At 74.1% G+C, this 22,359-nt stretch carries 17 protein-coding genes, 1 tRNA gene and 1 riboswitch; of the genes, 4 read left to right on the plus strand and 14 right to left on the minus strand.

The window, feature by feature from the left end:
- Window positions 1-66 precede the first annotated feature (66 nt).
- The 3 genes from ACFU7Z_RS00820 to ACFU7Z_RS00830 all read right to left on the minus strand — a co-directional run bounded on the left by ACFU7Z_RS00820 (window position 67) and on the right by ACFU7Z_RS00830 (window position 3,762).
- The gene (locus tag ACFU7Z_RS00820; RefSeq protein WP_074005030.1) at window positions 67-873 is read right to left on the minus strand and encodes a S16 family serine protease; all 807 of its coding nucleotides are present in this window, start codon (window positions 871-873) and stop codon (window positions 67-69) included.
- 38 nt (window positions 874-911) lie between these two features.
- Window positions 912-1,562 carry an IclR family transcriptional regulator gene (locus tag ACFU7Z_RS00825; protein ID WP_049654777.1) on the minus strand — a complete coding sequence of 217 codons (651 nt, stop codon included), beginning with the start codon at window positions 1,560-1,562 and terminating at the stop codon, window positions 912-914.
- Window positions 1,563-1,929: 367 nt separating this feature from the next.
- A complete protein-coding gene (locus ACFU7Z_RS00830) occupies window positions 1,930-3,762 on the minus strand; it encodes a DEAD/DEAH box helicase (RefSeq protein ID WP_074005029.1) in 1,833 nt (610 codons plus the stop codon).
- 312 nt (window positions 3,763-4,074) lie between these two features.
- On the opposite strand from ACFU7Z_RS00830, the gene ACFU7Z_RS00835 reads away from it, so the two are divergent.
- The gene (locus tag ACFU7Z_RS00835) at window positions 4,075-4,500 is read left to right on the plus strand and encodes an SsgA family sporulation/cell division regulator (protein WP_049654781.1); all 426 of its coding nucleotides are present in this window, start codon (window positions 4,075-4,077) and stop codon (window positions 4,498-4,500) included.
- 145 nt (window positions 4,501-4,645) lie between these two features.
- On the opposite strand, the gene ACFU7Z_RS00840 is transcribed toward ACFU7Z_RS00835, so the two are convergent.
- From ACFU7Z_RS00840 to ACFU7Z_RS00850, 3 genes are read right to left on the minus strand one after another with little or no spacing between them, the layout of a single operon-like run.
- Entirely contained in the window at window positions 4,646-7,258 is a 2,613-nt protein-coding gene (locus tag ACFU7Z_RS00840) for a rhomboid family intramembrane serine protease (protein ID WP_147409113.1), read from the minus strand.
- Window positions 7,225-8,550 carry an esterase family protein gene (locus tag ACFU7Z_RS00845; protein WP_049656928.1) on the minus strand — a complete coding sequence of 442 codons (1,326 nt, stop codon included), beginning with the start codon at window positions 8,548-8,550 and terminating at the stop codon, window positions 7,225-7,227. Before ACFU7Z_RS00845 ends, ACFU7Z_RS00840 begins: the two co-directional genes overlap by 34 nt.
- A complete protein-coding gene (locus ACFU7Z_RS00850) occupies window positions 8,547-9,188 on the minus strand; it encodes a class F sortase (RefSeq protein ID WP_049656930.1) in 642 nt (213 codons plus the stop codon). Before ACFU7Z_RS00850 ends, ACFU7Z_RS00845 begins: the two co-directional genes overlap by 4 nt.
- A gap of 405 nt (window positions 9,189-9,593) precedes the next feature.
- On the opposite strand from ACFU7Z_RS00850, the gene ACFU7Z_RS00855 reads away from it, so the two are divergent.
- Complete coding sequence (locus ACFU7Z_RS00855) at window positions 9,594-10,883, plus strand: hypothetical protein (protein ID WP_199823158.1); 1,290 nt, start codon at window positions 9,594-9,596, stop codon at window positions 10,881-10,883.
- Between the two features lie 3 nt (window positions 10,884-10,886).
- On the opposite strand, the gene ACFU7Z_RS00860 is transcribed toward ACFU7Z_RS00855, so the two are convergent.
- Both ACFU7Z_RS00860 and ACFU7Z_RS00865 read right to left on the minus strand, forming a co-directional pair.
- Window positions 10,887-12,326, minus strand: coding sequence for an MFS transporter (locus ACFU7Z_RS00860; protein WP_380775127.1), 1,440 nt, complete (start codon window positions 12,324-12,326; stop codon window positions 10,887-10,889).
- A 94-nt stretch (window positions 12,327-12,420) separates the two neighbouring features.
- Window positions 12,421-12,735, minus strand: coding sequence for a multidrug efflux SMR transporter (locus ACFU7Z_RS00865; protein ID WP_049656934.1), 315 nt, complete (start codon window positions 12,733-12,735; stop codon window positions 12,421-12,423).
- A gap of 44 nt (window positions 12,736-12,779) precedes the next feature.
- Window positions 12,780-12,845, minus strand: a riboswitch (guanidine-III (ykkC-III) riboswitch).
- 84 nt (window positions 12,846-12,929) lie between these two features.
- On the opposite strand from ACFU7Z_RS00865, the gene ACFU7Z_RS00870 reads away from it, so the two are divergent.
- A tRNA-Cys gene (locus ACFU7Z_RS00870) sits at window positions 12,930-13,001 on the plus strand.
- A gap of 96 nt (window positions 13,002-13,097) precedes the next feature.
- On the opposite strand, the gene ACFU7Z_RS00875 is transcribed toward ACFU7Z_RS00870, so the two are convergent.
- From ACFU7Z_RS00875 to ACFU7Z_RS00900, 6 genes are all read right to left on the minus strand, one after another.
- Window positions 13,098-15,425 (minus strand): xanthine dehydrogenase family protein molybdopterin-binding subunit, encoded by a 2,328-nt coding sequence (locus tag ACFU7Z_RS00875; RefSeq protein WP_079272634.1) that lies wholly within the window; start codon window positions 15,423-15,425, stop codon window positions 13,098-13,100.
- Window positions 15,422-16,825 (minus strand): 2Fe-2S iron-sulfur cluster-binding protein, encoded by a 1,404-nt coding sequence (locus tag ACFU7Z_RS00880; RefSeq protein WP_074005026.1) that lies wholly within the window; start codon window positions 16,823-16,825, stop codon window positions 15,422-15,424. The genes ACFU7Z_RS00875 and ACFU7Z_RS00880 overlap by 4 nt, the downstream gene beginning before the upstream one ends.
- Window positions 16,822-17,688, minus strand: a complete 867-nt coding sequence (locus ACFU7Z_RS00885) for a xanthine dehydrogenase family protein subunit M (RefSeq protein WP_049659370.1) — start codon at window positions 17,686-17,688, stop codon at window positions 16,822-16,824. Before ACFU7Z_RS00885 ends, ACFU7Z_RS00880 begins: the two co-directional genes overlap by 4 nt.
- 357 nt (window positions 17,689-18,045) lie before the next feature.
- Window positions 18,046-19,656 carry a beta-N-acetylhexosaminidase gene (locus ACFU7Z_RS00890; RefSeq protein ID WP_380775129.1) on the minus strand — a complete coding sequence of 537 codons (1,611 nt, stop codon included), beginning with the start codon at window positions 19,654-19,656 and terminating at the stop codon, window positions 18,046-18,048.
- A gap of 91 nt (window positions 19,657-19,747) precedes the next feature.
- Window positions 19,748-20,026, minus strand: coding sequence for a DUF3039 domain-containing protein (locus tag ACFU7Z_RS00895; RefSeq protein ID WP_049653451.1), 279 nt, complete (start codon window positions 20,024-20,026; stop codon window positions 19,748-19,750).
- A gap of 63 nt (window positions 20,027-20,089) precedes the next feature.
- A complete protein-coding gene (locus tag ACFU7Z_RS00900; protein ID WP_049653449.1) occupies window positions 20,090-20,674 on the minus strand; it encodes a YqgE/AlgH family protein in 585 nt (194 codons plus the stop codon).
- Window positions 20,675-20,974: 300 nt separating this feature from the next.
- On the opposite strand from ACFU7Z_RS00900, the gene murA reads away from it, so the two are divergent.
- Window positions 20,975-22,315 (plus strand): UDP-N-acetylglucosamine 1-carboxyvinyltransferase, encoded by a 1,341-nt coding sequence (gene murA / locus ACFU7Z_RS00905; RefSeq protein WP_049653446.1) that lies wholly within the window; start codon window positions 20,975-20,977, stop codon window positions 22,313-22,315.
- The last annotated feature ends 44 nt before the right edge of the window (window positions 22,316-22,359 follow it).

Raw genomic sequence — 22,359 nt, forward strand, 5'->3', positions numbered from 1 at the left:
GGCCGGGCCGACCCCGTGCGGGGGGACGCCCGGCCAGCCGGAGGCCCGCACGAGGCCGGCCGGGGGTCAGCAGGACGGGACGCTGCCGCCGCTCTTCAGCGCCTCCAGGGCGGAGACCGCCTCGCCGAGGGTGCCGACCGGCACCAGCCGCAGCGACTTCGGGGTGTTCACCTTGGCGTCCGAACACTCGTCCTTGGGCAGCAGGAACACCGTCGCGCCGTCCCGGGCCGCCGCCTGCGTCTTCAGGGGGACGCCGCCGACCGGGCCGACGGTGCCGTCCGCCTCGATGGTGCCGGTGCCGGCCACGGTGAGCCCGCCGGTGAGGTCGCCGCCCTTGCCGTCGCCGGCCAGCTTGTCGACGATGCCCAGCGCCAGCATCTGGCCGGCGCTCGGGCCGCCGACCGCGCCCAGGTCGACCTTGACCTTCACCTGGTCCGGCGACAGGCGGAGGTAGTTCAGCGCGGCCGCGGTGGCGGCGTCCTGCGACTCGGCCATCTGCGCGGCGGTCGCCTCGTCGGCCTTCACCGGGTTGCTCTCCGGGTAGACCGTCTCGGTCGGGCGCACGGCCTCCTTCGGGTCGAACCAGGCCTGCATCGAGCGCCAGAAGGTGTTCTTCTGCCCCGGGTTGGTCGCCGTGATGGTGACCATCCGCAGCTCGCCCTCGGTGGTGCGCAGCGGCGCGCCCGTGATCGTGAGGACCGGCTTGTCCTCGTACGAGCCCAGGGTGTCCGCGGTCAGGCCCGGCCAGGTGATCGTGTACGGCAGCGGGACGAAGGCGGCCACCCCGAACAGCGCGGCGACCAGCACCCCGCACAGCGTGAGCGCGCGGGTCCGCGGGGAGGTGAGGGCCTTGGAGAGCTTGGTGTCGGACACAAGGGGAATCCAAACACACCCGACACCGGGTGCGGGCGCTACCTCAGGGCGTCGGCCACCTCGGTCGCCGCCTCCACCACCCGGGGGCCGACCCGCTCGGGCACCATGCCGTTCAGCATCACCACGCCGACGCTGCCCTCGATGCCGCTCAGTCCGACCAGCGCGGCGGCGGCCCCGCTCGCCCCGGACTGCTCCTCCGCCCGGGTGATGACGAAGCCCTGCTCGGGCCGGCGCTGGCTGGGGAAGGTGCGCGCCTCCAGGATCGCCCGGCCGGCCGCGCTCTCGGTGAGCGGGTGGCGCAGGCCGGTCCGGTAGGCGACGTGGAAGTCGGTCCAGCTGGGCTCGACCACGGCGACGGCCAGCGCCTCGTTGCCGTCCACCAGGGTCAGGTGGGCGGTGGCGCCGAGGTCCTCGGCGAGGCTGCGCAGGGCCGGCAGCGCGGCCTCGCGCAGCAGCGGGTGCACCCGGTGCGCGAGGCGCAGCACGCCGAGGCCGACCCGGGCGCGCCCGCCGATGTCCCGGCGGACCAGGCCGTGCTGCTCCAGGGTGGCCAGCAGCCGGTAGACCACGGTCCGGTTGACGGCCAGCCGGGCGGCCAGCTCGGTCACGGTGAGCCCGCGCTCGGAGTCGGCGAGGAGCTTGAGGACCCGGACGCCGCGGTCCAGGGTCTGGGAGGTCTCGGCTGTCACGACGGGCAATCCTTTCCGCGGCGCTCGCGGGGCGGGCGGCGCCGTTCCAAGGTCGGTGTCGCGCGCAGGTGGGGGTGGCCGCGCTCGGGCCGTACGGCGTCGTCGTTGACGCGCACGGCCCTGCGACGCCGTCCCGCGGGGGTTGCCCGACGGAAGAGCGTGGGGGAAAGGTAGTGAAGGAAATGACGCGACGGAAGTGGTTGTCCAAAATTCGGGCGTGATCAACTCCAACAGCGCCTCGAATTCGGGACGAACCCCCGCGATTCGCCGGGTGCGTCGGGCTCCGGACGCGCCCCCGGTCCGATGACCGGACGCGCCGCCCTTCGAAGCCCCTCCGCAGACAGGCCCCGCCGGGCCGCCGCCCGGACTAGTTGGCCCACTCCCGGATCTTCACGATCCGCGCCTTGAGCTGGTTGGCGGTGGCCTGCGCGGTGAGCGGCCCGCCGCACTGGCGGCGCAGCTCGTTGTGGATGGTGCCGTGCGGCTGGTTGGTGCGGTGGTGCCAGGCGGCCACCAGCGCGTTCAGCTCCTTGCGCAGCTCCCGCAGCTCCTGGTGGGTGACCACCGGCCGCTGCTCGGCCGGCAGCTCCAGCAGGTCGGCCTCCTCGGCGGGCTTGGTCTTGCTGCGCTGGATCTGCCGGTGCTGGCGCTTCTGGAGCAGCATCTGCACCTGGTCCGGCTCCAGCAGGCCCGGGATGCCGAGGTAGTCCTCCTCCTCCTCGCTCCCCGGGTGGGCCTGCATGCCGAACTCCATGGCGTTGTACAGGACCCGGTCGAAGACCGCCTCGGAGCCCAGCGCCTCGTAGGAGAACTCGTCGCCGCCCGCGCCGTCCGGCCCGTCGTTGGCCCGCTCGGCCTCGGCGAGCAGCCGGTCCTCCTCGTCGAAGAGGCCGTCGCCCTCCTTCTTCGGCCGGTCCAGCACGTGGTCGCGCTGGAGCTCCATCTCGTTGGCGAAGCCCAGCAGCATCGGGATGGTCGGCAGGAACACCGAGGCCGTCTCGCCGCGCTTGCGGGCGCGCACGAAGCGGCCGACGGCCTGGGCGAAGAACAGCGGGGTGGAGATCGAGGTGGCGTAGACCCCGACGCACAGCCGGGGCACGTCGACGCCCTCGGACACCATGCGGACGGCGACCATCCAGCGCGAGGTCCCCTCCGCGTAGTCGGAGATCCGCTTGGAGGCCTCGGTCTCGTCGGAGAGGACCAGGGTGACCTTCTCGCCGCTGATCTCGCGCAGCATCTTGGCGTAGGCGCGGGCCACGTTCTGGTCGGTGGCGATGACCAGTCCGCCGGCGTCCGGGATCGCCTTGCGGACCTCGGTGAGGCGCCGGTCGGCGGCCTGGAGGACGGAGGGGATCCACTCGCCCTGCGGGGACAGCGCGGTGCGCCAGGCCTGGGCGATCAGGTCCTTGGTCATCGGCTCGCCGAGCCGGGCCTCCAGCTCGTCGCCGGACTTGGTGCGCCAGCGCATGTTGCCGCTGTAGCTGAGGAAGATCACCGGGCGGACGACGTGGTCGGCGAGCGCGTGCCCGTAGCCGTAGGTGTAGTCGGCGATGGACTTGCGGATGCCGTCGCTGCCCGCGTCGTAGGCCACGAACGGGATCGGGTTGGTGTCGGAGCGGAACGGCGTACCGGTCAGCGCCAGTCGGCGGGTGGCCGGTTCGAAGGCCTCGAAGCAGGCCTCGCCCCAGGACTTGGAGTCACCGGCGTGGTGGATCTCGTCCATGATCACGAGGGTCTTGCGGGCCTCGGTCCGGTTGCGGTGCAGCATCGGGTTGACCCCGACGCCCGCGTAGGTGACCACGATGCCGTGGTAGTCCCGGGAGAGCGGCCCGGAGGAGTACGCCGGGTCCAGCCGGATGCCTATCCGCGCGGCGGCCTCGGCCCACTGCTTCTTCAGGTGCTCGGTCGGTGCGACGACCGTCACCTGCTGCACCAGGTGGTTGTGCAGCAGGTACGAGGCCAGGGTGAGCGCGAAGGTGGTCTTGCCTGCGCCCGGGGTGGCGACCGCGAGGAAGTCGCGCGGCTGGGTCTCGATGTACTTGTCCAGCGCGCCCTGCTGCCAGGCCCGCAGCTTGCCGGCGGTGCCCCAGGGGGCGCGGCCGGGGAAGGCCGGGGAGAGGTGGTGCGAACCGGCGGGCGCGGCGTGGCCGACGGATCGGACGGGCGCCTGCGGCTCCGGTACGTCGGAGAACAGCGGCATCGAGGAGGCGGCGGCAGTACTCACGGTCTCCGAGGGGGATCATCGCAGGTCAGAGGCGGTTTTGCGGCCTCACCCCGCGGTCGGGCGGCAATCGGACAACCCGCCCAGCGTACCGGGTCCGGCGCCGTTCGGGCCTCCAGGCGGCGCTCCGCGCCGGGCCCGCGCGGCCGGAAATCGATGTGACCCGGATCACACCGATTGCCTCGTGGAACCCGGTAAGCACCACCGGTCCCGGGACTCTCACCAGGGTGAGGCCGCAGCAACCCTCACTGCTGTCACGCAGCCTCGCACCGAACCGAAGGGACCCCGCCCGTGCGCACCGTCGAAGAGACCGTCCAGGCCCGCCTGATCCTCTCCTCCCACCGCTCCGTCCGGCTGCGGGTGGGGCTCTCCTACCTGCCGGAGGACCCGCTGGCCGTCCGGATGGCCTTCCCCGCCGAGTTCTCGCTGGACGACCCGGCCGAGCGCCGGGGCTCCGAGGACATCGTCTGGGTCTTCGCGCGCCAGCTGCTCTCGGCCGGTCTGGAGCTGCCGTCCGGCGCCGGGGACGTCCACGTCCGGCCCGCGGTCGGCCGGCGCACCATGGTCGAGCTGCGGGCGCCCGAGGGCACCGCGCTGCTCCAGTTCGACGCCGCCGACCTGCGCCGCTTCCTGTGGCGCAGCCGGCTGGTCGTCCCGGAGGGCGAGGAGCACCTGCACCTGGACGCCGACCGCGCGCTCGCCCAGCTGCTCGGCTGACGGGGGCGCCGGCCCGCGGGAGCGCCCCCGTGCTTCCGGGCCGTGACGCGCCCGCCCGCGTGGTGAACCGTCCGTCCGCGTCCGTCGCGCGGCGACCCGGGTCCGGGGCCCGGGAAGCCCGTACGGTCGCGCCCCCCTGGGCGGGTCAGCCCGAGAGCTTGCGCATCAGCCGGACGCCCTGGGCCGCCGTCAGGTGCGGCAGGTACGCCTTGCCGATCGCCCTGGTGATGCCGGGCAGCGCGGCCGGGTCGGGGTACGCCATGTACATCGGCCGGTACTCCGGCTGGAACTTCGCCTTGAACGCCAGCAGCGAGCGGAAGCCGTACACCGGCTCCAGCACCTTGCCCATCCAGTCCAGCATCCGCTGCAGGCCGGTGGGCTCCTCGTCCTGCCCGGTCCGGGCCAGCGGCGCGCCCGACAGCGACAGGAAGCGCGCGCCCTCCTCCTTGAAGCCGAGCGCCGCCGAGGCGATCAGGAACTCGCTGACGCCGCGGAAGCCGTCCGAGCGCCGGCGCATGAAGTCCAGCGTCCAGCCGACCGGCACGCCGTTCTCGTACACCGGCATCCAGCTGGTCAGCCCGTGCACCACCCGCTGCTCGTCCACCGCGATCAGCACCCGCACGTCCGGGTCGTCCAGCTCCTCCAGCCCGCCGAGCGTGAAGCCCATCTCCGGCAGGCCCTTCTCGGAGACCCACTCCTCGGAGATCGCCCGGATCTGCTCCCGCAGCGCGAGCGGCGCCTCGTGGTACGCCCACCACTCCGCGGAGATGCCCTGCTTGCCGGCCTTGTTGAGGGCGGTGCGGATGTCCTGCCACTTGCGGCCGGTGAAGGCCAGCTCGGGCAGCGGCACCACGGTGTCCTCGGCGACCTGCACCGAGCGCCAGCCGAGCTGCGCGGTGGCGGCCCTGGTCTCGCCGCAGACGCTGTAGAAGCACGGCGTCCAGCCGCGCGCGTCGCAGTACCGGGCGAAGCCGGCCACCGCCCGGGCCCGGTCCTCCGGCGCGCCGAACGGGTCGCCGGTGGTCAGTGCGACGGTGCCCACCACCCGGTAGGCGACGGCCGCCCGGCCGCCCTCGTCGAACCAGTAGTGGTTGCCGTCCCAGGTGGCGATGAACGAGAGCGTCCCGCCGCCGTGCTCGGCCAGCAGCGCCCGCGCGCGGGCGGCCGCCGCCGCGTCGGTGTGCAGCACCGGCCGGCGGAAGACCGACAGCAGCACGGCCAGCGCGACCGCCCAGAACGCCAGCCCGCAGTACGTCTCCAGGAAGCGCGCCACCGGCCCGACCGCGATCGGGTAGTCCGGCAGCAGGTCGTTGTACGCGGGCGGCAGGAACTGGGCCGGCAGCCCGGCGACCAGCCGGCGGGCGGACGCCCCCGGCTCGAACTCCCCGGCCACCAGCCGCCCGACCCCCACGTAGGTGGCCGCGGAGGCGAGCGCCGCGCCGCCGAGCACCAGGGCCAGCCGGCGCACCGAGCGGCCGGACAGCCGCAGCAGGAACCGCTTGCGGGTGGCCACCAGCAGCGCGGTGGTCAGCAGCGGCAGCAGCAGCGCCTCGACGAAGTACTGCACCACGTCCCGGCTGACCGGCCCGGCGTCCAGGTAGAGCCAGCACAGCAGCGCCGCCCAGAGCAGCTCGGTGGCCACGGTGACCAGCCAGGCGAACCGCAGCCCCCGGCGCAGCCCCTCGGCGAGCACCAGCAGCAGCGCCGGGATCAGCGCGGCCATCATCCGGCCCGGGGTGTCGAAGATCCGGACGACGGCGTGCGCCCGGGCGCAGTCGTGCGCCGACTGCGCGCAGAAGTCGGCCACCTCGTCCGGGCTGAGCCGGTGCGAGAAGTACAGCTCGGAGAAGGTGTTGAACGGCCCGCTGGCGTTGTCGTACAGCGAGGCGAGCAGCGGCCCGAAGGCGGCCGCGACCAGGCAGAGCGCCACCAGCACCCGGGTCTCCGAGTGCGAGGAGCGGTGCGTGCGCAGGTGCGGGCGGCCCCGGCTGACCAGCGCGCCCAGGCCGAGCCCGGCCAGCGCGGCGGCGCACCGCTGGACGCTCTGCAGGTGGCCCACGTACAGCGTCATCACCAGCGGGACGAGCAGCACCAGCAGGTGCAGCCGGCGGCGCCAGAGCACGGTGAGCCGGTACCCGAGGACCCCGGCCAGCGCGAACACGCCGACGCCGGGGCCGACCGAGATCTGGTCGGCCACCGAGGCGGTCCACTGCTCCCCCGCCGAGGAGCCGAACGCGACCAGCCCGGTGCCCAGCAGGGTGCCGACGACCTGCCCGCCGACCAGCACCGCGAGGGTGCGCAGCCGCCCGAGCCGGTGCTCGGCGGCCGGGCCGACCAAGAGCAGCAACAGGCTGGTGAACACGTACGAGCCGCGGCCCGAGCACCAGAACATCGAGGTGACCGGCGTCCACCAGTGGCCCTCGGCCAGCGTGGACAGGCCGATGCCGGCCCGCTCCAGCAGCCGGTCCGACGGGCCGTGGCCCAGGCTGCGGGTGGCCGCGCCGAGCAGCCAGAGCCCGGCCAGCAGGGCCAGCGTCAGCGGCGCCGAGCGCAGCCTGGCCCCGAGCACCCCGGCCGCCCGCCGGACCTTCTGCGGGCGCGGCTCCGGCGTCCGGGTGACCGGCGCCCGGTCGGCCCGGTCGGTGCCGCGCTCGGCCGAGCGCTCCGCGTCCGGCCCCGGCCCGCGCTGCTCGCCGACGGTGGCCAGCGCCGTCCCCGCCCCGGTCACCGGGTCAGCCCGGTCTGCTGGGCGAGCCACGGGAGCTGCTGGGCGATGCCGGGCCGGAAGACGACCCAGCCGTGGCCACCCGGCATCAGTTCGAACTTGGACTTCATTCCGGCCGCCTGCGCGGCCTGGTAGACCTTCTCCATCTGCGGTCTGAACTCCTCGTCGGTCTCGCCGACGACCAACGCGACGTTGGTGTCCGGGAACTTCTTGCGGGCCATCACCTGGAGCGGATCGACCGCGTCGAACTTCTTCTCGTCACCACCGAAGGCGGCCTTGACGGTCTGTTCCCGACTGCCCAGGGTCGGTTCCTCCTGCCCGGACATGTCGAGGACGGTGCCGTACACGTCGGAGGCGTTGACGCCGAGCTGGAGGGCGCAGGTTCCACCCATCGAGGCGCCCCCGATCGCCCAGGACTTCCGGCCGGCCGCCGTCTGGAGGTGCTGGTGCACCCACTCGGGGACGTCCACCGCCAGGTAGGTCTGGGTCTTGGCGATCTTGGAGTCGAGGCAGAGCGTGTTGGCCCAGGTGGAGCCGAGCTGGTCGGGCATCACCACGATCGGCGCGAGGCCGCCGTGGTCCGCGGCGTAGGCGTCCAGCGCCTCGTTGATCTGCGCGGAGAGCACCCAGTCCCCCGGGACGCCGGGCTGACCGGTGATCATCACGATCACCGGGAGCAGCGGCCGCGGGGTGGCCTGGTAGGCGGGCGGGAGGTAGACGTACGCGTCGCGGGCCTTGAAGCCCGACTTGGTGCCGGGGATCGGCACCACCGACACGGTGCCCTTCTCGGGCAGGTCCGCCGGGGGCTGCCAGACCTCCTCCAGCGTCCTGCCCGGCGGGGCGGCCACGGTCTGGCCCGCCTTGTCGGCGACCAGCCCGTCGGTCTTGGTCAGCCACGGCGCGAGCATCACGCGCCCGCTCGGGAACTGGCCGAAGCCGATGTTCACCTCGGAGGAGGCCATCAGCACCACCAGGCCGCACAGGCCCAGCGCGAGCCCCCGCCGCCGCCAGGTGAGCCGGCGCATCCGGTAGCCGGCCAGGCAGAGCCCGGTCAGGGCGATGGCTATCCACCAGGTGACGTACTTGGGCGTGCCCTCCGGGAAGGGGTGCCACCAGCCGTCGACCACGACGTCCAGCAGCCAGCTGAGCGCCGCGGCGGTGATCAGGGCGGCGGGCAGGCGGACCCGCCACCAGCTCCGGCCGCGGCCGACGGCGAGCGCGATCAGCGCCGCCCAGCCGGCCGCCAGCACGGCGTGCGGGATCAGGCCCTCGGTGAGCGGCCAGTCGATCGGGTTCCAGCGGGAGGCAAGGGTCAGCGTGCTCATGCGGCTTTGCCCGGCGGGGTGGTGTCGGCCAGGAAGCCGTAGGCGACGACGTTGCCGTCGTAGCCGTGCTCCTCGCTGTACGAGCCGCCGCAGGTGATCACCCGCAGCTGCGCGTCAGTGGCCTGACGGTAGACCCGATCGTCCGGGAAGTCCTTTCGGTCGTGCACTTCGATGGCGTAGAGCTGGTAGACGGCGGTGGCGCCGTCCGCCCGGGCGATCTCGATCCGGTCCCCCCGACGGAGCGCGCCCAGATGATAGAAGACCGCGGGGCCGGTCTTGTTGTCGACGTGTCCCGCCAGGATCGCGGTACCGCGCTGGCCGGGGCTGGCCCCGCCCCGGTACCAGCCCGCCAGGTTGCGGTCCGCCTCGGGCGGGGTCTGCAGGTGGCCGTCCGCGTCCAGTCCGAGCGCGGTGACCGGGGCGTCCAGGCGCACCGCCGGGATGCGGATCCGGGTCGGCGCGGACGGGCCCAGCGGAGGGACGACCGAGACCGGCGTGATCCCGGCCTGGGCCTGGCCGGCCCCCGGTGCGGGCGGCAGCGACGGGCCTCCGTCGTGCACGAGCCAGGCACCGAGCACCAGCGCGGCACCCGCCGCCAGGGTGCCCGGCCAGGGCCCCCTGCTCTGCTGGACGCCCACGGGCGCTCCCCTCTGCCGACGGAACCCCGCTTCCTGGGAGTTTCCTGGGAAACAATTCAACCGGAACGGACTGTAAGGCACGTCCATACGACGGTCGTACCGGCACCCGCCGATCGGCAGGGCTGACGCCCTCTTTCGTGCGCCCCGTGGGCACCCGGTCGCGGAGCGCGACGGCCGCCCCCCGCATACGATCGCCGCAGGAACACTCCCGACACGAGCTACCGACGGTTCTACGGACCCGATCGGTTGCGGCGTTCGGGCGATCGCTCCGGACGACGCGCTGCGCCTCTCCGACCGGCCCCGCCCCCGTGCCATGCTGACCCGGCCACGGGTTGTATCACCCACTTGTCCGACCGGACTCCGCACTCCCGCACGCCGCCCCACCGCCCCACGAACGGAGTGACCATGGAAGCCCTCTCACGCCGCACCCTGCTGGCGGCGGGCGCCGCCACCGCCGCCACCCTGGCGGCCGGCTGCGGCAGCGACCACGCCACCGGCGGAGTGCGGGTGCCCGGAGCCGTCGTCCCGGCCACCGGCGCGGCCGACGAGCGGGGCGACACCCCCGCCCCGGCCCCGGCCCCCAAGCCGCAGGCCGTCCTGATCGGCGACGGCTCCACCTCGGACACCGGCGCCCAGCCGCACCAGCCGGTCCCCGACCGGCTGCAGCCCGGCCAGCGCCCGCCGCAGTTCGTGGTCTTCTCCTGGGACGGCGCCGGCGAGCTCGACAACGGCCTGTTCGCCCGCTTCCGCCGGCTGGCGCAGGAGCACGACGCGAAGATGACCTTCTTCCTCAGCGGCCTCTACCTGCTGCCGGAGTCCAAGAAGGACCTCTACCGCCCGCCGCAGCACAGGGCCGGCGCCTCCGACATCGGCTACCTGAGCGACCAGCACATCCGCGACACCCTGGAGAACGTGCACGCGGCCTGGCTGGAGGGCCACGAGATCGGGACCCACTTCAACGGCCACTTCTGCGGCTCCACCGGCGTCGGCAAGTGGTCCCCCGAGGAGTGGGACAGCGAGATCCAGCAGGCGATGGACTTCGTGACGAACTGGCGCACCAACACCGGCTTCACCGACCTGCCGGCGCTGCCCTTCGACTACCGCAAGGAGCTGATCGGCAGCCGCACCCCCTGTCTGGAGGGCCAGCGCAACCTGCTGCCCACCGCGGTCAAGCGCGGCTGGCGCTACGACAGCAGCGGCAACGGCACCCAGGTGTGGCCGCAGAAGATCCAGGGCGGCGCCCTGTGGGACCTCCCGCTGCAGTCCATCCCGTTCCCCGGGCACACCTTCCAGGTGCTCTCGATGGACTACAACATCATGTACAACCAGTGCGGCCCCAACACCAAGGCCGACCCGGCGCTCCACCCCGGCTTCCAGACCCAGGCCCGCGACGCCTACCTGATGGGCTTCGACCGCACCTACAACGGCAATCGGGCGCCGTACGTCATCGGCAACCACTTCGAGGAGTGGAACGGCGGCATCTACATGAACGCCGTCGAGGACGTCCTCCGGACCATCGCGGGCAAGCCGGAGGTCCGGCTGGTCTCCTTCCGGCAGCTGGTCGACTGGCTGGACGCCCAGGACCCGGCGGTGCTGCGCAAGCTCCAGACCCTCGCCCCGGGCCAGGCGCCGGCCGGCGGCTGGGAGGCCTTCCTCGGCGCCCCGGTGGGGGCCGGAGCCCCCGCCGGGTCCTGACCGTCAGGCCTTCGCCCGCACCCGGCCGGCCAGCAGCGCGCCGAGCAGCGCCACCCCGGCCATCGACAGCAGGATCACCGCGAACGCGCCGGGCGAGCCGGCCGCCCCGCCGCCCTCGTGGGCGGCGGCGAGCGAGCCGCCGCCCAGCGCCGCGAACAGCACCCCGGCCATCCCGGTCAGCAGCACGTTGCCCAGCGCGTCGCTCATCTGCAGGGCGGCCGAGTTGGCCCCGGCGTCCTCCGGCGTGGAGAGCTTCATCATCAGCACGCTGACGCTCGCGATCGCCATCCCCATCCCGATGCCGCCGACGCCCCAGGCCACCGACGCGACCCAGGCCGGCACCGCCGGGAACAGCACCAGCGCGGCGCCCCCGATCGCCACCGCGGTCAGCAGCAGGCCGCCCCGGATCATCGCCTCGCGGTAGCGCTCCGCCCCGGGCCGGCCCTGGAGCCAGGAGCCGACCGCCCAGGTGAGGCCGCCGCTGGTCAGGGTCAGGCCGGCCAGCGTCGGCGAGAGGTCCCGCTGGGTGGTCATCATCAGCGGGACGAAGGCCTCGGCGCCGAGGAACGCCCCGGCCGCCATCCCGCGCAGCAGGATCACCGCCGGCAGCCCCCGCCCGGCCCGCAGGGTCCCGGTCGGCAGCAGCCCCAGGACCGCCGGCACCAGCAGCGCCGCCCCGGCGATCCCCGGGAGCAGCCCGATCAGGTCGCGCCGCTGGCCCGCGTACTGCAGCAGGCCGGCGCCGACCGCCGCCATCGCGGCCAGCAGGGTGCGACGGCGGTCGAAGGCCGCGCCCCGGACCACCGGGCGCTCCCGCTCCGAGCGGGCCAGCGCCGGGCCCATCACGGCCAGCGGCAGCAGGATCAGCGCCGGCACGGCCAGGAACACCCAGCGCCAGCCCAGGTGCTGGGTGACGGCCCCGGAGACCAGCGGGCCGACGATCGAGGGCAGCACCCAGGCGGAGGAGAAGGCCGCGAACACCGCGGGCCGCAGCCGCTCCGGGTAGGCCCGGCCGACGACCACGTACAGCGCGACGATCACCAGCCCGCCGCCCAGGCCCTGGATCGCCCGGCCGGCCACGAACACCCACATCCCGGGCGCCGTCCCGGCCACCACCAGCCCCACGCCGAACACCGCGATGCCGCTGAACAGCGGCCTCAGCGGGCCGCTCCGGTCGCACCACTGGCCGGAGACGACCAGGGCGAACAGGGTGGTGGTGAAGTAGCCGGAGAAGGCGAAGGCGTACAGCCCGAGCCCGTTCAGCTGGCGGGCCGCGGTCGGCATCGCGGTGTTGACGGCCGTCGCCTCGAAGGCGATCACCAGGACCACCGAGACGATCCCCAGGGTCAGCGCGCGGTAGCGGCCGCCGAGCACCCCGCCACCGGGGTCGTCGTCGAGGGGTATCGGAACAGGGTCGACCGAGGTGGGGGAGGCAGTGGTCATACGTAACATCGTAAGAGCCGTCCGCCTCGATGACCCCTGACCCCGGTCGGTGATCGACTCCGCCCCGGGACCTACGCCGCGGGCCCGCCGGGGCTCAGTGCAGCACCTTGAGGCCCACCACGCCGGAGACGATCAGCAGCAGGCAGCCGATCCGGGCCATGGTCACCGCGTCCCCCAGGACGGCCATGCCGTAGACCGCGGTGCCGACCGCGCCGATGCCGACCCAGACCGCGTAGCCGGTGCCGATCGGAATGGTGCGCATCGCGTACGCCAGCCCGCCCATGCTGAACAGCAGGGCGACGCCGAAGACGAGGCTGGGAACGAGGCGGGTGAAGCCCTTGGACGATTCCAGGGCGACCGCCCAGACGGTTTCGAGGAAACCCGAGAGGATCAGAACGAGCCAGGCCATGACGGTGGTGCCTCCGCAGTCCACAGCGGCCGGATTGCCGCTGAACTGCGCCGTCTTGTCGTCACCGGGTACGACGCGCTCGTCCGGGGTGGCGGAAATGCCGCCACCGGTCTCCGACGGTAGCACACACTGCCATACAGAATTTACAAAGGAGCGTTGACCGCTCTCCCCGGATCGGCCACTATGAATTCACTGGCCGTGTGCCCGAGTGGCTTAGGGAACCGTCTGCAAAGCGGTACACGCGGGTTCGATCCCCGCCATGGCCTCGTGGAGAAAGGAATTGCCGGTCGACCCGGAAAAGTCGGCCGGCAATTCCTTTCCGCTGTTTGCACCGCTTTCCGTCGCCTTTCCGAACAGTCCGGTCAGGCGGTGACGGCGTCCTCCGCCCGGATCGGCAGCCGGCCGACCGGCAGGCCGGTGGCCGCGCGCACCGCCGCGGCCACGGCCGCCGGGGCGACCACCGCGGGGACGGCGCCGACCGCCTTCGCGCCGAACGGGGCCACCACGTCGCGCTCCTCCAGCAGCGCGGCGATCCGCACCTCCGGGGTGTCCAGCGCGGTGGGCAGCCGGTAGCCGGTGAGCGAGGGGTTCTGCAGCACCCCGCCCTCCGTCCGCAGGTCCTCCAGCAGCGCCAGGCCGACGCCCTGGGCCACCCCCGCCTCGATCCGGTCCTCGATCTGGCGCGGGTTCAACGCCCGGCCGACGTCCTGGGCGACGGTCATCTCGACCACCCGGACGGCGCCCAGCTCGATGTCCACGTCCACCACCGCGCGCATCGCGCAGAACGAGATGGAGACGAAGGCGTCGCCCTGCCCGGACTCGTCCAGCGGCTCGGTGGGGTGCGGGCGGCACTGCGCGGTCGCCCACAGCTCCTTGCCCTCCAGCGCCTCGGCGACCGGCATGCCGAGCACCCCGTCGTACGAGGTGATCTTGCCGTCGGCGATCTGGAGCAGCTCCGCCGACATCCCGAAGTTCGCCGCGATCGGCTGCAGCAGCTGGTGGCGGACCATCAGCGCGGCCCGCTCGACGGCGCCGCCGGAGACCCAGGTGTGCCGGCCGCGGGCGGACGGCCCGGCGATCGACTGGTCGCTGTCGGCCGGCGCGATGTAGACCTCGCTGACGCCCAGCACCGTCTGCACGATCTGCCGGGCCAGCGTGGCGAAGCCCTGCCCGGCGTCGACCGCCGCGCAGATCACCGTCGCGTGGTCGCCGCTGACCCGCACCGTCGCGGTGGAGACCTCGTCCTCGCCCTCGGCGCCCAGCATGTGCACCATGCCGACGGCGTAGCCGATGCCGCGCCGCACCGCCGCCGGGTCGCCCGCGCCGCCGGGCCCGCCGGGCAGCAGCCACTCGGCGTCCGGGTCGTCCACCGGCAGGGCCGGCAGCGGCTCGGCCGCGACCGCGTCCAGCAGGGCGCGCACCGGCGCCGGGCAGGTGACGGCCTGTCCGGTGGGCAGCGGGTCGCCGGTGGACATCGCGTTGCGGCGGCGGATCTCCACCGGGTCCACGCCGATCCGGGCGGCCAGCTGGTCCAGCTGGGACTCGTACGCGAAGCAGGCCTGCAGGGCGCCCTCGCCGCGCATCCGGCCGGCCGGCGGGTTGTTGGTGCGCACCGCCCAGGCGTCCACGAAGACGTTCGGGCAGACGTACGGACCGGCCGAGAAGGCCGTCGCGGCGGCCAGCGCCTCGGCGGAGACGTCCGCGTAGGCGCCGCCGTCCAGCAGGATCTGCGCCTCGACCTTCACCAGCGTGCCCTCGGCGTCGGCGTGGTGGCGGTAGCGCAGCAGCGCGGGGTGGCGCGAGGTGTGGGTGTGGAAGGACTCCTCGCGGGTGAGCGTCATCTTCACCGGGCGGCCGGTGCGCAGCGCCAGCAGGGCCAGGGTGACCTGGAACGAGAGGTCCTCGCGGTCGGTGGTGGCACCCGGCACGCCGGTGGCCACCAGCCGGACCCGGTCCGGCTCCAGGCCGAGGCAGGCGGCGGTGCGGTCGCGGTCGCCGTGCGGGTCGGTGGAGGACAGGTGCAGTTCGACGCCGCCGTCCGGGCGCGGCACGGCCAGCCCGGCCTCGGCGCCCAGCGGGGCCGGGTCCTGCCGGCCGACCTGGTAGAGGCCCTCGACGATGATCTCGCCGACCGCGTCCGGGTCGCCGGTGCGCAGCGGCAGGTGGCGGAACAGGTTGCCGTCCGGGTGCAGCGGCGGCGCGGTGAAGGACTGCTCCGGGTCGGTGACGGCCTCCAGCGGCTCGTAGTCGACCGCGATCAGGCCGACCGCCAGCCGGGCGGTGTCCGGGTGGTCGGCGGCCACCGCGGCGATCGGCTCGCCGTGGTGGCGCACCACGCCGGCGGCCAGCACCGGCCGGTCGGAGACGATCGGCCCGGCCGGGGCGCCGTCGGGGGTGCCGTCCGGGCCGGGCGGCAGGTCGGCGGCGGTGACCACGGCGTGCACCCCGGGCAGCGCCAGCGCGGCCGAGGTGTCGATGCCGCGGATCCGGGCGTGCGGGTGCGGCGAGCGCAGCACCGCGCCCCACAGCAGGCCCTCGGCCCAGAGGTCGGCCGCGTACGGGTAGATGCCGAGCGCCTTCGGCAGCGCGTCGCCGCGCAGCGGGGAGCTGCCCAGGCCGATCGGCTCCGGTGCGCCGCCCTCGCCGCCGTCCTGCTGGAGTGCTGCGCCGATGTCGGTAGGCGACGTCATGATGCGTGGTCGTCCTCGGGGAGCCGGATGCCGTGGGCGGGGGTGGCCCCGTACGGGACACCGGCCGGGGCGCCGCCCTCGGCCGGGGCACCGTGCGGGTGCGGAGCGGGGTACGGGGTGCCGTGCGGCGGCGTGCCGTCGTAAACGGTGCCGGGCAGCGGGGTGCCGTGCGCGGGCGTGCCGTGCGGCGGCGTGCCGTCGTAGCCGGTGCCGGGCAGCGGGGTGCCGTGCGCGGGCGTGCCGTGCGGCGGCGTGCCGTCGTAGCCGGCGCCGGGCAGCGGGGTGCCGTGCGCCGGGGTGGGCTCGTAGACCGGGGCGTCGTACCCGGTGTCGTAGCCGTTCTGCTGCTGGTGGCCGTCCGGGTAGGGCAGGTAGGTGCCGTGCGCGGGGGTGGCCTGGTAGGGCTGCTCGGGGTAGCCCTGCGGCGGGTAGTACACCTGCTCGTCGGCGGCCTGGGCGGGGATGGCGTCCCGGATCGGGGCCAGCACGGTGGTGTCGTACACGCCGGTGTCGTAGCCGCCCTGGGGGTCGCCGTACGGCACTCCGGCCGGGGCCGGCCCGACGCCCGGCTGCCCGACGGCGTGCTGCGGGACGGCGTGCTGCTCGACGGGCTGCTGCGGGACGGGCTGCTGCGGGACGGGCTGCTGCTCGACGGCCTGCTGCGGGACGTGCTCGATCCAGTCCCCGGCGTCGGCGTAGACCGGCGGCTCGACGGCCTGCCCGGGCTCGATCGGCGCCTCCGCCGGCCGTGCGGCGGGCGGCTCGGCGACCGGCTCGGCGACCGGCTCGGCCGGCGCCTCGGCGGCGGCCTGCGCGGCGGCGGCCTCGGCGGCCTCCTCCGCCTGCTCGGCCTCCAGCGCGCGGGCGTCCGCGACGGTCTGGACGGCGGCCAGCACGCCCCGGTAGCCGGTGCAGCGGCAGAGGTTGCCGCACAGGGCCTGACGGGCCTCCACCTCGGTGGGCCGGTGGTTGCGTTGGAGCAGGTCGTGCACCGCCATCGCCATGCCGGGGGTGCAGTAGCCGCACTGGACGGCGCCGGAGGCGGCCAGCGCCTGCTGGACGGCGCTCGCGCCGCCGGCGGCCGACAGGCCCTCGACGGTGTTGATCTCGCTGTCGGCGGCCAGCGCGGCGGGCACCAGGCAGCCGGCCACCAGCTGGCCGTCCACCTGCACCGAGCAGGCCCCGCACTCGCCCTGCTCGCAGCCGTCCTTGGCGCCGGCCAGGCCGAGCCGCTCGCGCAGCACGTAGAGCAGGCTCTCGCCGATCCAGGCGTCGGTGACGGGCCGTTCGAAACCGTTGACCCGCAGCGTGTACGAGGCGCACGGGCGCAGCTCGCGGCTGACCTGCGGGGAGAGGCCGAGCGGGTCGGCGTCGAGGGTCTCGATGGGGTCTGTGGTCACTTCAGCACCCTTCCCAGCGCCCGTCGGGCCAGCACCGATACGGTACGCCGCAGCCGAACGGCGGCCGCTGTCGGCCCCTCGGTCACGGCCTCCCAGGCGCCCTCGGCGCCGTAGTCGTCGGGGACGCAGGCGGCGGCCACGTACTCGCCGAAGGCGGCGGTCGCGGCCGGGTCGATCTCCCGGCTGCCGTCCCAGTCGATGCAGCCGGCGACCCAGGCCTCGGCCTCCAGCGGGCGCAGCGGCACCGGCGCGACGGCCCCGACGGCGCAGCGCACCGAGCGCCTGGCCGGGTCGAGGACGAGGGCGACGGAGGCGGTGGCGCGGGCCGGGCCGCTGCGGCCGGTGGCCTTGAGGAAGACCTGCGGGGCGTGCAGCAGCGGGACGCGCACCCAGGTGAGCAGTTCGCCGGGGCGCACCGGGTCGAGTCCGGTGAGCAGGTGACTGACCGGCACCTCGCGGGTGCCCCCGGCCCGGGTCAGGGTGACGCCGGCCTCCAGCGCGGTGAGCACCGGGAGGGTGTCGCCGGCCGGGGCGGCGGTGACGATGTTCCCGCCGAGGGTGCCGACGTTGCGGACCTGCGGCGGGCCGGCGGTGCGGGCGGCGTCGGCGAGCGCGGGGATGAGCGCGGCGAAGTCGGGGCGGTCCATCCGGGCGTGGGTGAGTCCGGCGCCGAGTACGGCGGTGCCGCCGTCCTCGTAGCGCCAGCCCCGCAGTTCGGTGATCCGGCCGAGGCCGACCAGGGCGGCGGGGCGCAACCGGCCGGCGTTGACGGCCTCCATCAGGTCGGTGGCTCCGGCCACCGGTACCGCGGCCGGAGCGGCGGCCAGCGCGTCGACGGCCTCGTCGAGGGAGGCCGGCAGCATGATCGTCCGGTTCACCTGGGTCCCACCGTGCTCCACTTGCTCATCGATCGCCTGCCGCCCGCCGGCCTGCGGCCGTGCCGTCCTGCGTCAGCAGCCCGGCCTGGCCCGTAGGGTACGGGCGATCGGGCCGGGTTGGGCAACTCTGGCACACAATGCTCGATGATCATTTCGGGGCCGGTGAACGGGGCTGCCCGATTGGGACCGATACCGGGCGGTATCTGCCCTGACCCGCTCCGGGCCAGGGCAGATGTTCATCAGTTCTTGACGTCCGATGACCGCTCAGAAGTTCCCGGTCAGCACGACCGGGGCGTGTCACGGGGGTCCCGGCGACCCCGGAAAGGGCCCCCGGGACACGCCCTAACGGACCGGCGGCGGGCCCTCGATCGGCCGGCCGGCCGGGGCGGGCCAGCGCTGCCACGGGTGCGGCCCGTCGGCCGGGCGGTACTCGACGCCGAGCGCGTCCAGCGCCTTCAGGTGGGTCGTCAGCCGCCGCTCGAAACCGGCGAAGTCCCGCTCGGCCGGCTCGGCGGGCAGCGCGGACCAGGCGACCTCGGCGAAGGCGACCAGCCGGGGGAAGGCCCGGTAGTCGATGTCCCGGGCGCTGTCCATGAACTCGCTCCACAGGTTGGCCTGGGTGCCGATCACGTGCCGGGCGGCGGCCTCGTCCAGCTGCTTCGGGACGGGCTCGAACCGGTAGACGTCCTCCAGCGTGCGCACGAAGCCGACCGGGATCGGCTCGTCCGGCCCGTCCGCCTGCCGGTGGTCGAAGTAGACGTGCTGCTCGGGGCACATCACCACGTCGTGCCCGGCCTTCGCGGCGGCGATCCCGCCGCCGAAGCCGCGCCAGGAGGAGACCGCGGCGCCGGGCGCGAGCCCGCCCTCCAGGATCTCGTCCCAGCCGATCAGCCGGCGGCCGCGCTCGGCCAGCCAGCGGTCGAAGTGCCGGATCAGGTGGCTCTGCAGTTCGTCCTCGTTGGCCAGGCCCAGCTCGCGGATCCTCGCCTGCGCGGCGGCGCTGTCCTTCCACTGCTCCTTGGGGCACTCGTCGCCGCCGAGGTGGACGAACTCGGACGGGAAGAGCTCCAGGACCTCCTCCAGCACGCCCTCGAAGAAGCGCAGGGTCTCCTCGGAGGCGTTGAGCACGTTGTGGCTCACCCCCCAGTCGGTCCACACCCCGAGCGCGGCGGTGTCCACCACGTCGGTGTTGCCCAGTTCGGGGTAGGCGGCGACGGCGGCCTGGGTGTGGCCGGGCAGGTCGATCTCCGGGACGACGGTGATCCCGCGGGCGGCCGCGTAGGCGACGATCTCGCGCAGGTCGTCCTGGGTGTAGAAGCCGCCGTGCGGGCGGTCGTCGCGGCGCTGTCCGGCCCGGTACCCGACCATCGAGCGGTCCCGCCAGGAACCGCGCGCGGTCAGCCTCGGGTAGCGCTTGATCTCGACCCGCCACCCCTGGTCGTCGGTCAGGTGCAGGTGCAGCACGTTGAGCTTGTGCGCGGCCAGCAGGTCGACGAAGCGCAGCACGTCCGCCTTGGGCAGGAAGTGCCGGGCGACGTCGAGCAGCGCGCCGCGCCAGCCGAACCGGGGGGCGTCCTCGATGTCGGCGCCGGGCAGCACCCAGCCGTCGTGGCGCAGCGGCGAGCGGCGGTAGGCGTCCGGCCCGAGCAGCTGCCGCAGGGTCTGCGCGCCCCACAGCGCGCCGGCCGGGCCGCCCGCGGCGAGCAGGGCGTGGCCGGGGCGCACCGTGATCCGGTACGCCTCGGCGGCGAGCGTCCCGTCCTGGACCAGCTCGATGCCCGCGCCCGGCCGGCCCGGGCCGAGCGGCAGCCCGGTGGCGGCGGAGAGCGTGGCCCGCAGCCAGCGCTCGGCGTCGGCCAGCGCGGGGGGTGCGGTCAGCGTGGTGGCGGCGTCGAGCGGATAGTCCTCGTCCGGGCGGCGGGCGGCACTCGAAGGTGCGGGAATGAGGTCCATTCCGACATCCTGCCCACGCCCCGACGATTGGCATAGACCACCAGGGGAACCCTGGTGCTATGCAAAACGGCGTTGTGCGGGGCGCCGCGGACTACTTCTTGTCGCCGTCGCCGCCCTGCGGCTTGCCGATGCCGTCGTAGATCTCCTTGCACATCGGGCAGACCGGGTACTTCTTCGGGTCGCGACCGGGCACCCACACCTTGCCGCAGAGCGCCACCACGGGGGACCCCGAGAGCGCGCTCTCCATGATCTTGTCCTTCTGGACGTAGTGCGCGAAGCGCTCGTGGTCGCCGTCCCCGTGGGACACCTGCGGGACGGGCTCGACCAGGGTGCCGGTGCCGAGGCCGCGCTCGGGCTCAAGAGTGCTCATGGGTGCCAAGTCTATGGGCGCCTCCGGAAACCCGGCCAGTGTCGCGGCTCCGGGCCGGTCGGCTCAGTTCATCGTCGGGTCGTCCGGGTAGGTCGCCAGCAGGGCGAGCGGGCCGCGCTGGCGGCGCAGCACCGAGCGCCAGAGCCGCTCCGGCTCGGGGCTGGAGACGTCCCCCGGCTCGCAGTCCACCAGGTACCAGGCGCCGCTCTCCAGCTCCGCCTCCAGCTGCCCGGGCGACCACCCGGCGTACCCGGCGAAGATCCGCAGGCTGCCCAGCTCGCCGGCCAGCACCTCGGGCGGCGCCTCCAGGTCCACCAGGCCGATCGCGCCGTGCACCCGGCGCCAGCCGAGCGGCTCGCCGGTGCCCGGCTCCCCCGGCGCCACCGCGAGGCCGAGCGCCGAGTCCAGCGCCACCGGGCCGCCCTGGAAGACCACGGCCGGCTGTCCGACGAGTCTGTTCCAGCCGTCCAGCACACTGCCCACCTCGACCGGCGTCGGCCGGTTCAGGACCACGCCGAGCGCCCCCTCGACGTCGTGGTCGAGGAGCAGCACCACCGCCCGCGCGAAGTTCGGGTCGGTGAGCAGGGGCGTCGCGACGAGCAGACGGCCGGTGTGGGACCGGCCTCCGTGCGAATGGGCCGCCGTCATGCCCACATGATCCCGCAGAACCGCACCGCTCGGACACCGCAACGCCCGGAAACGGCCACGCCCACGAACACCCGTACGGCCGTACCGGGGGGCGGGCCCGGGCCCGGAGAGAGCACCATCACGGGAGAGGCTCACGGGAACCAACGGCACGCCTACTACCATCTACGTCTGGTGGACGCCTTTATACGGTGCCGACTCGGTTTCGCCGGGGGCCCGAACGCGCCCGTACGACCGGTCCACCACCGGCTCTCTCCCGGAGCCCTCCCCCCGACTCCTCTGGCACCCCGGATTGCGAGAACGATGACCGACGACGTCCTGCTGGTCCACGGCGGAAACCCGCTCGAAGGCGAGATCCGCGTCCGCGGAGCGAAGAACCTGGTGCCCAAGGCCATGGTCGCCGCCCTCCTCGGGCAGGGCCCCAGCAGACTGCGCAACGTCCCGGACATCCGCGACGTCAAGGTGGTCCGCGGCCTGCTGCAGCTGCACGGCGTGACCGTGCGCACCGGTGACGAGGACGGCGAGCTGATCCTCGACCCCTCGCACGTCGAGAGCGCCAACGTCGCGGACATCGACGCGCACGCCGGCTCCTCGCGGATCCCGATCCTGTTCTGCGGCCCGCTGCTGCACCGCCTCGGCCACGCCTTCATCCCCGGCCTGGGCGGCTGCGACATCGGCGGCCGCCCCGTCGACTTCCACTTCGAGGTGCTGCGCCAGTTCGGCGCCAGCATCGAGAAGCACCCGCAGGGCACCTACCTGGTGGCCCCGCAGCGGCTGCGCGGCACCAAGATCGAGCTGCCCTACCCCTCGGTCGGCGCGACCGAGCAGGTGCTGCTCACGGCGGTGCTCGCCGAGGGCGTCACCGAGCTGCGCAACGCGGCCATCGAGCCGGAGATCGTCGACCTGATCTGCGTGCTGCAGAAGATGGGCGCGATCATCACCCTGGGCACCGACCGGACGATCCTGATCACCGGTGTGGACGAGCTGAACGGCTACAACCACCGCGCGCTGCCGGACCGCCTGGAGGCCGCCTCCTGGGCCTGCGCGGCGCTGGCGACCAAGGGCGACATCTACGTCCGCGGCGCCCGCCAGCTGGAGATGATGACCTTCCTGAACACCTTCCGGAAGGTCGGCGGCGCCTTCGAGGTGGACGACGAGGGCATCCGCTTCTGGCACCCCGGCGGCGAGCTCAAGGCGATCGCCCTGGAGACCGACGTGCACCCGGGCTTCCAGACCGACTGGCAGCAGCCGCTGGTGGTCGCGCTGACCCAGGCCACCGGCCTGTCCATCGTCCACGAGACGGTGTACGAGTCGCGGCTCGGCTTCACCGGCGCGCTGAACCAGATGGGCGCGCACATCCAGCTCTACCGCGAGTGCCTGGGCGGCACCCCGTGCCGCTTCGGGGCCCGCAACTTCCTGCACTCCGCGGTCGTCTCCGGCCCGTCCAAGCTGATCGGCTCCGAGCTGGTCATCCCGGACCTGCGCGGCGGCTTCTCGTACCTGATCGCGGCGCTGGCGGCCGAGGGCACCTCGACCGTGCACGGCATCGACCTGATCAACCGCGGCTACGAGAACTTCATGGACAAGCTGCGCGACCTGGGCGCCCACGTCGAGCTGCCCAGCGAGCAGCTGGTCGACGCCTGACGGTCCGAGCACACAACGGCGAGAGGCCGGGCTCCCCAGTGGGG

The sequence above is a fragment of the Kitasatospora sp. NPDC057518 genome (assembly GCF_042802075.1).
Lineage (GTDB): Bacteria > Actinomycetota > Actinomycetes > Streptomycetales > Streptomycetaceae > Kitasatospora.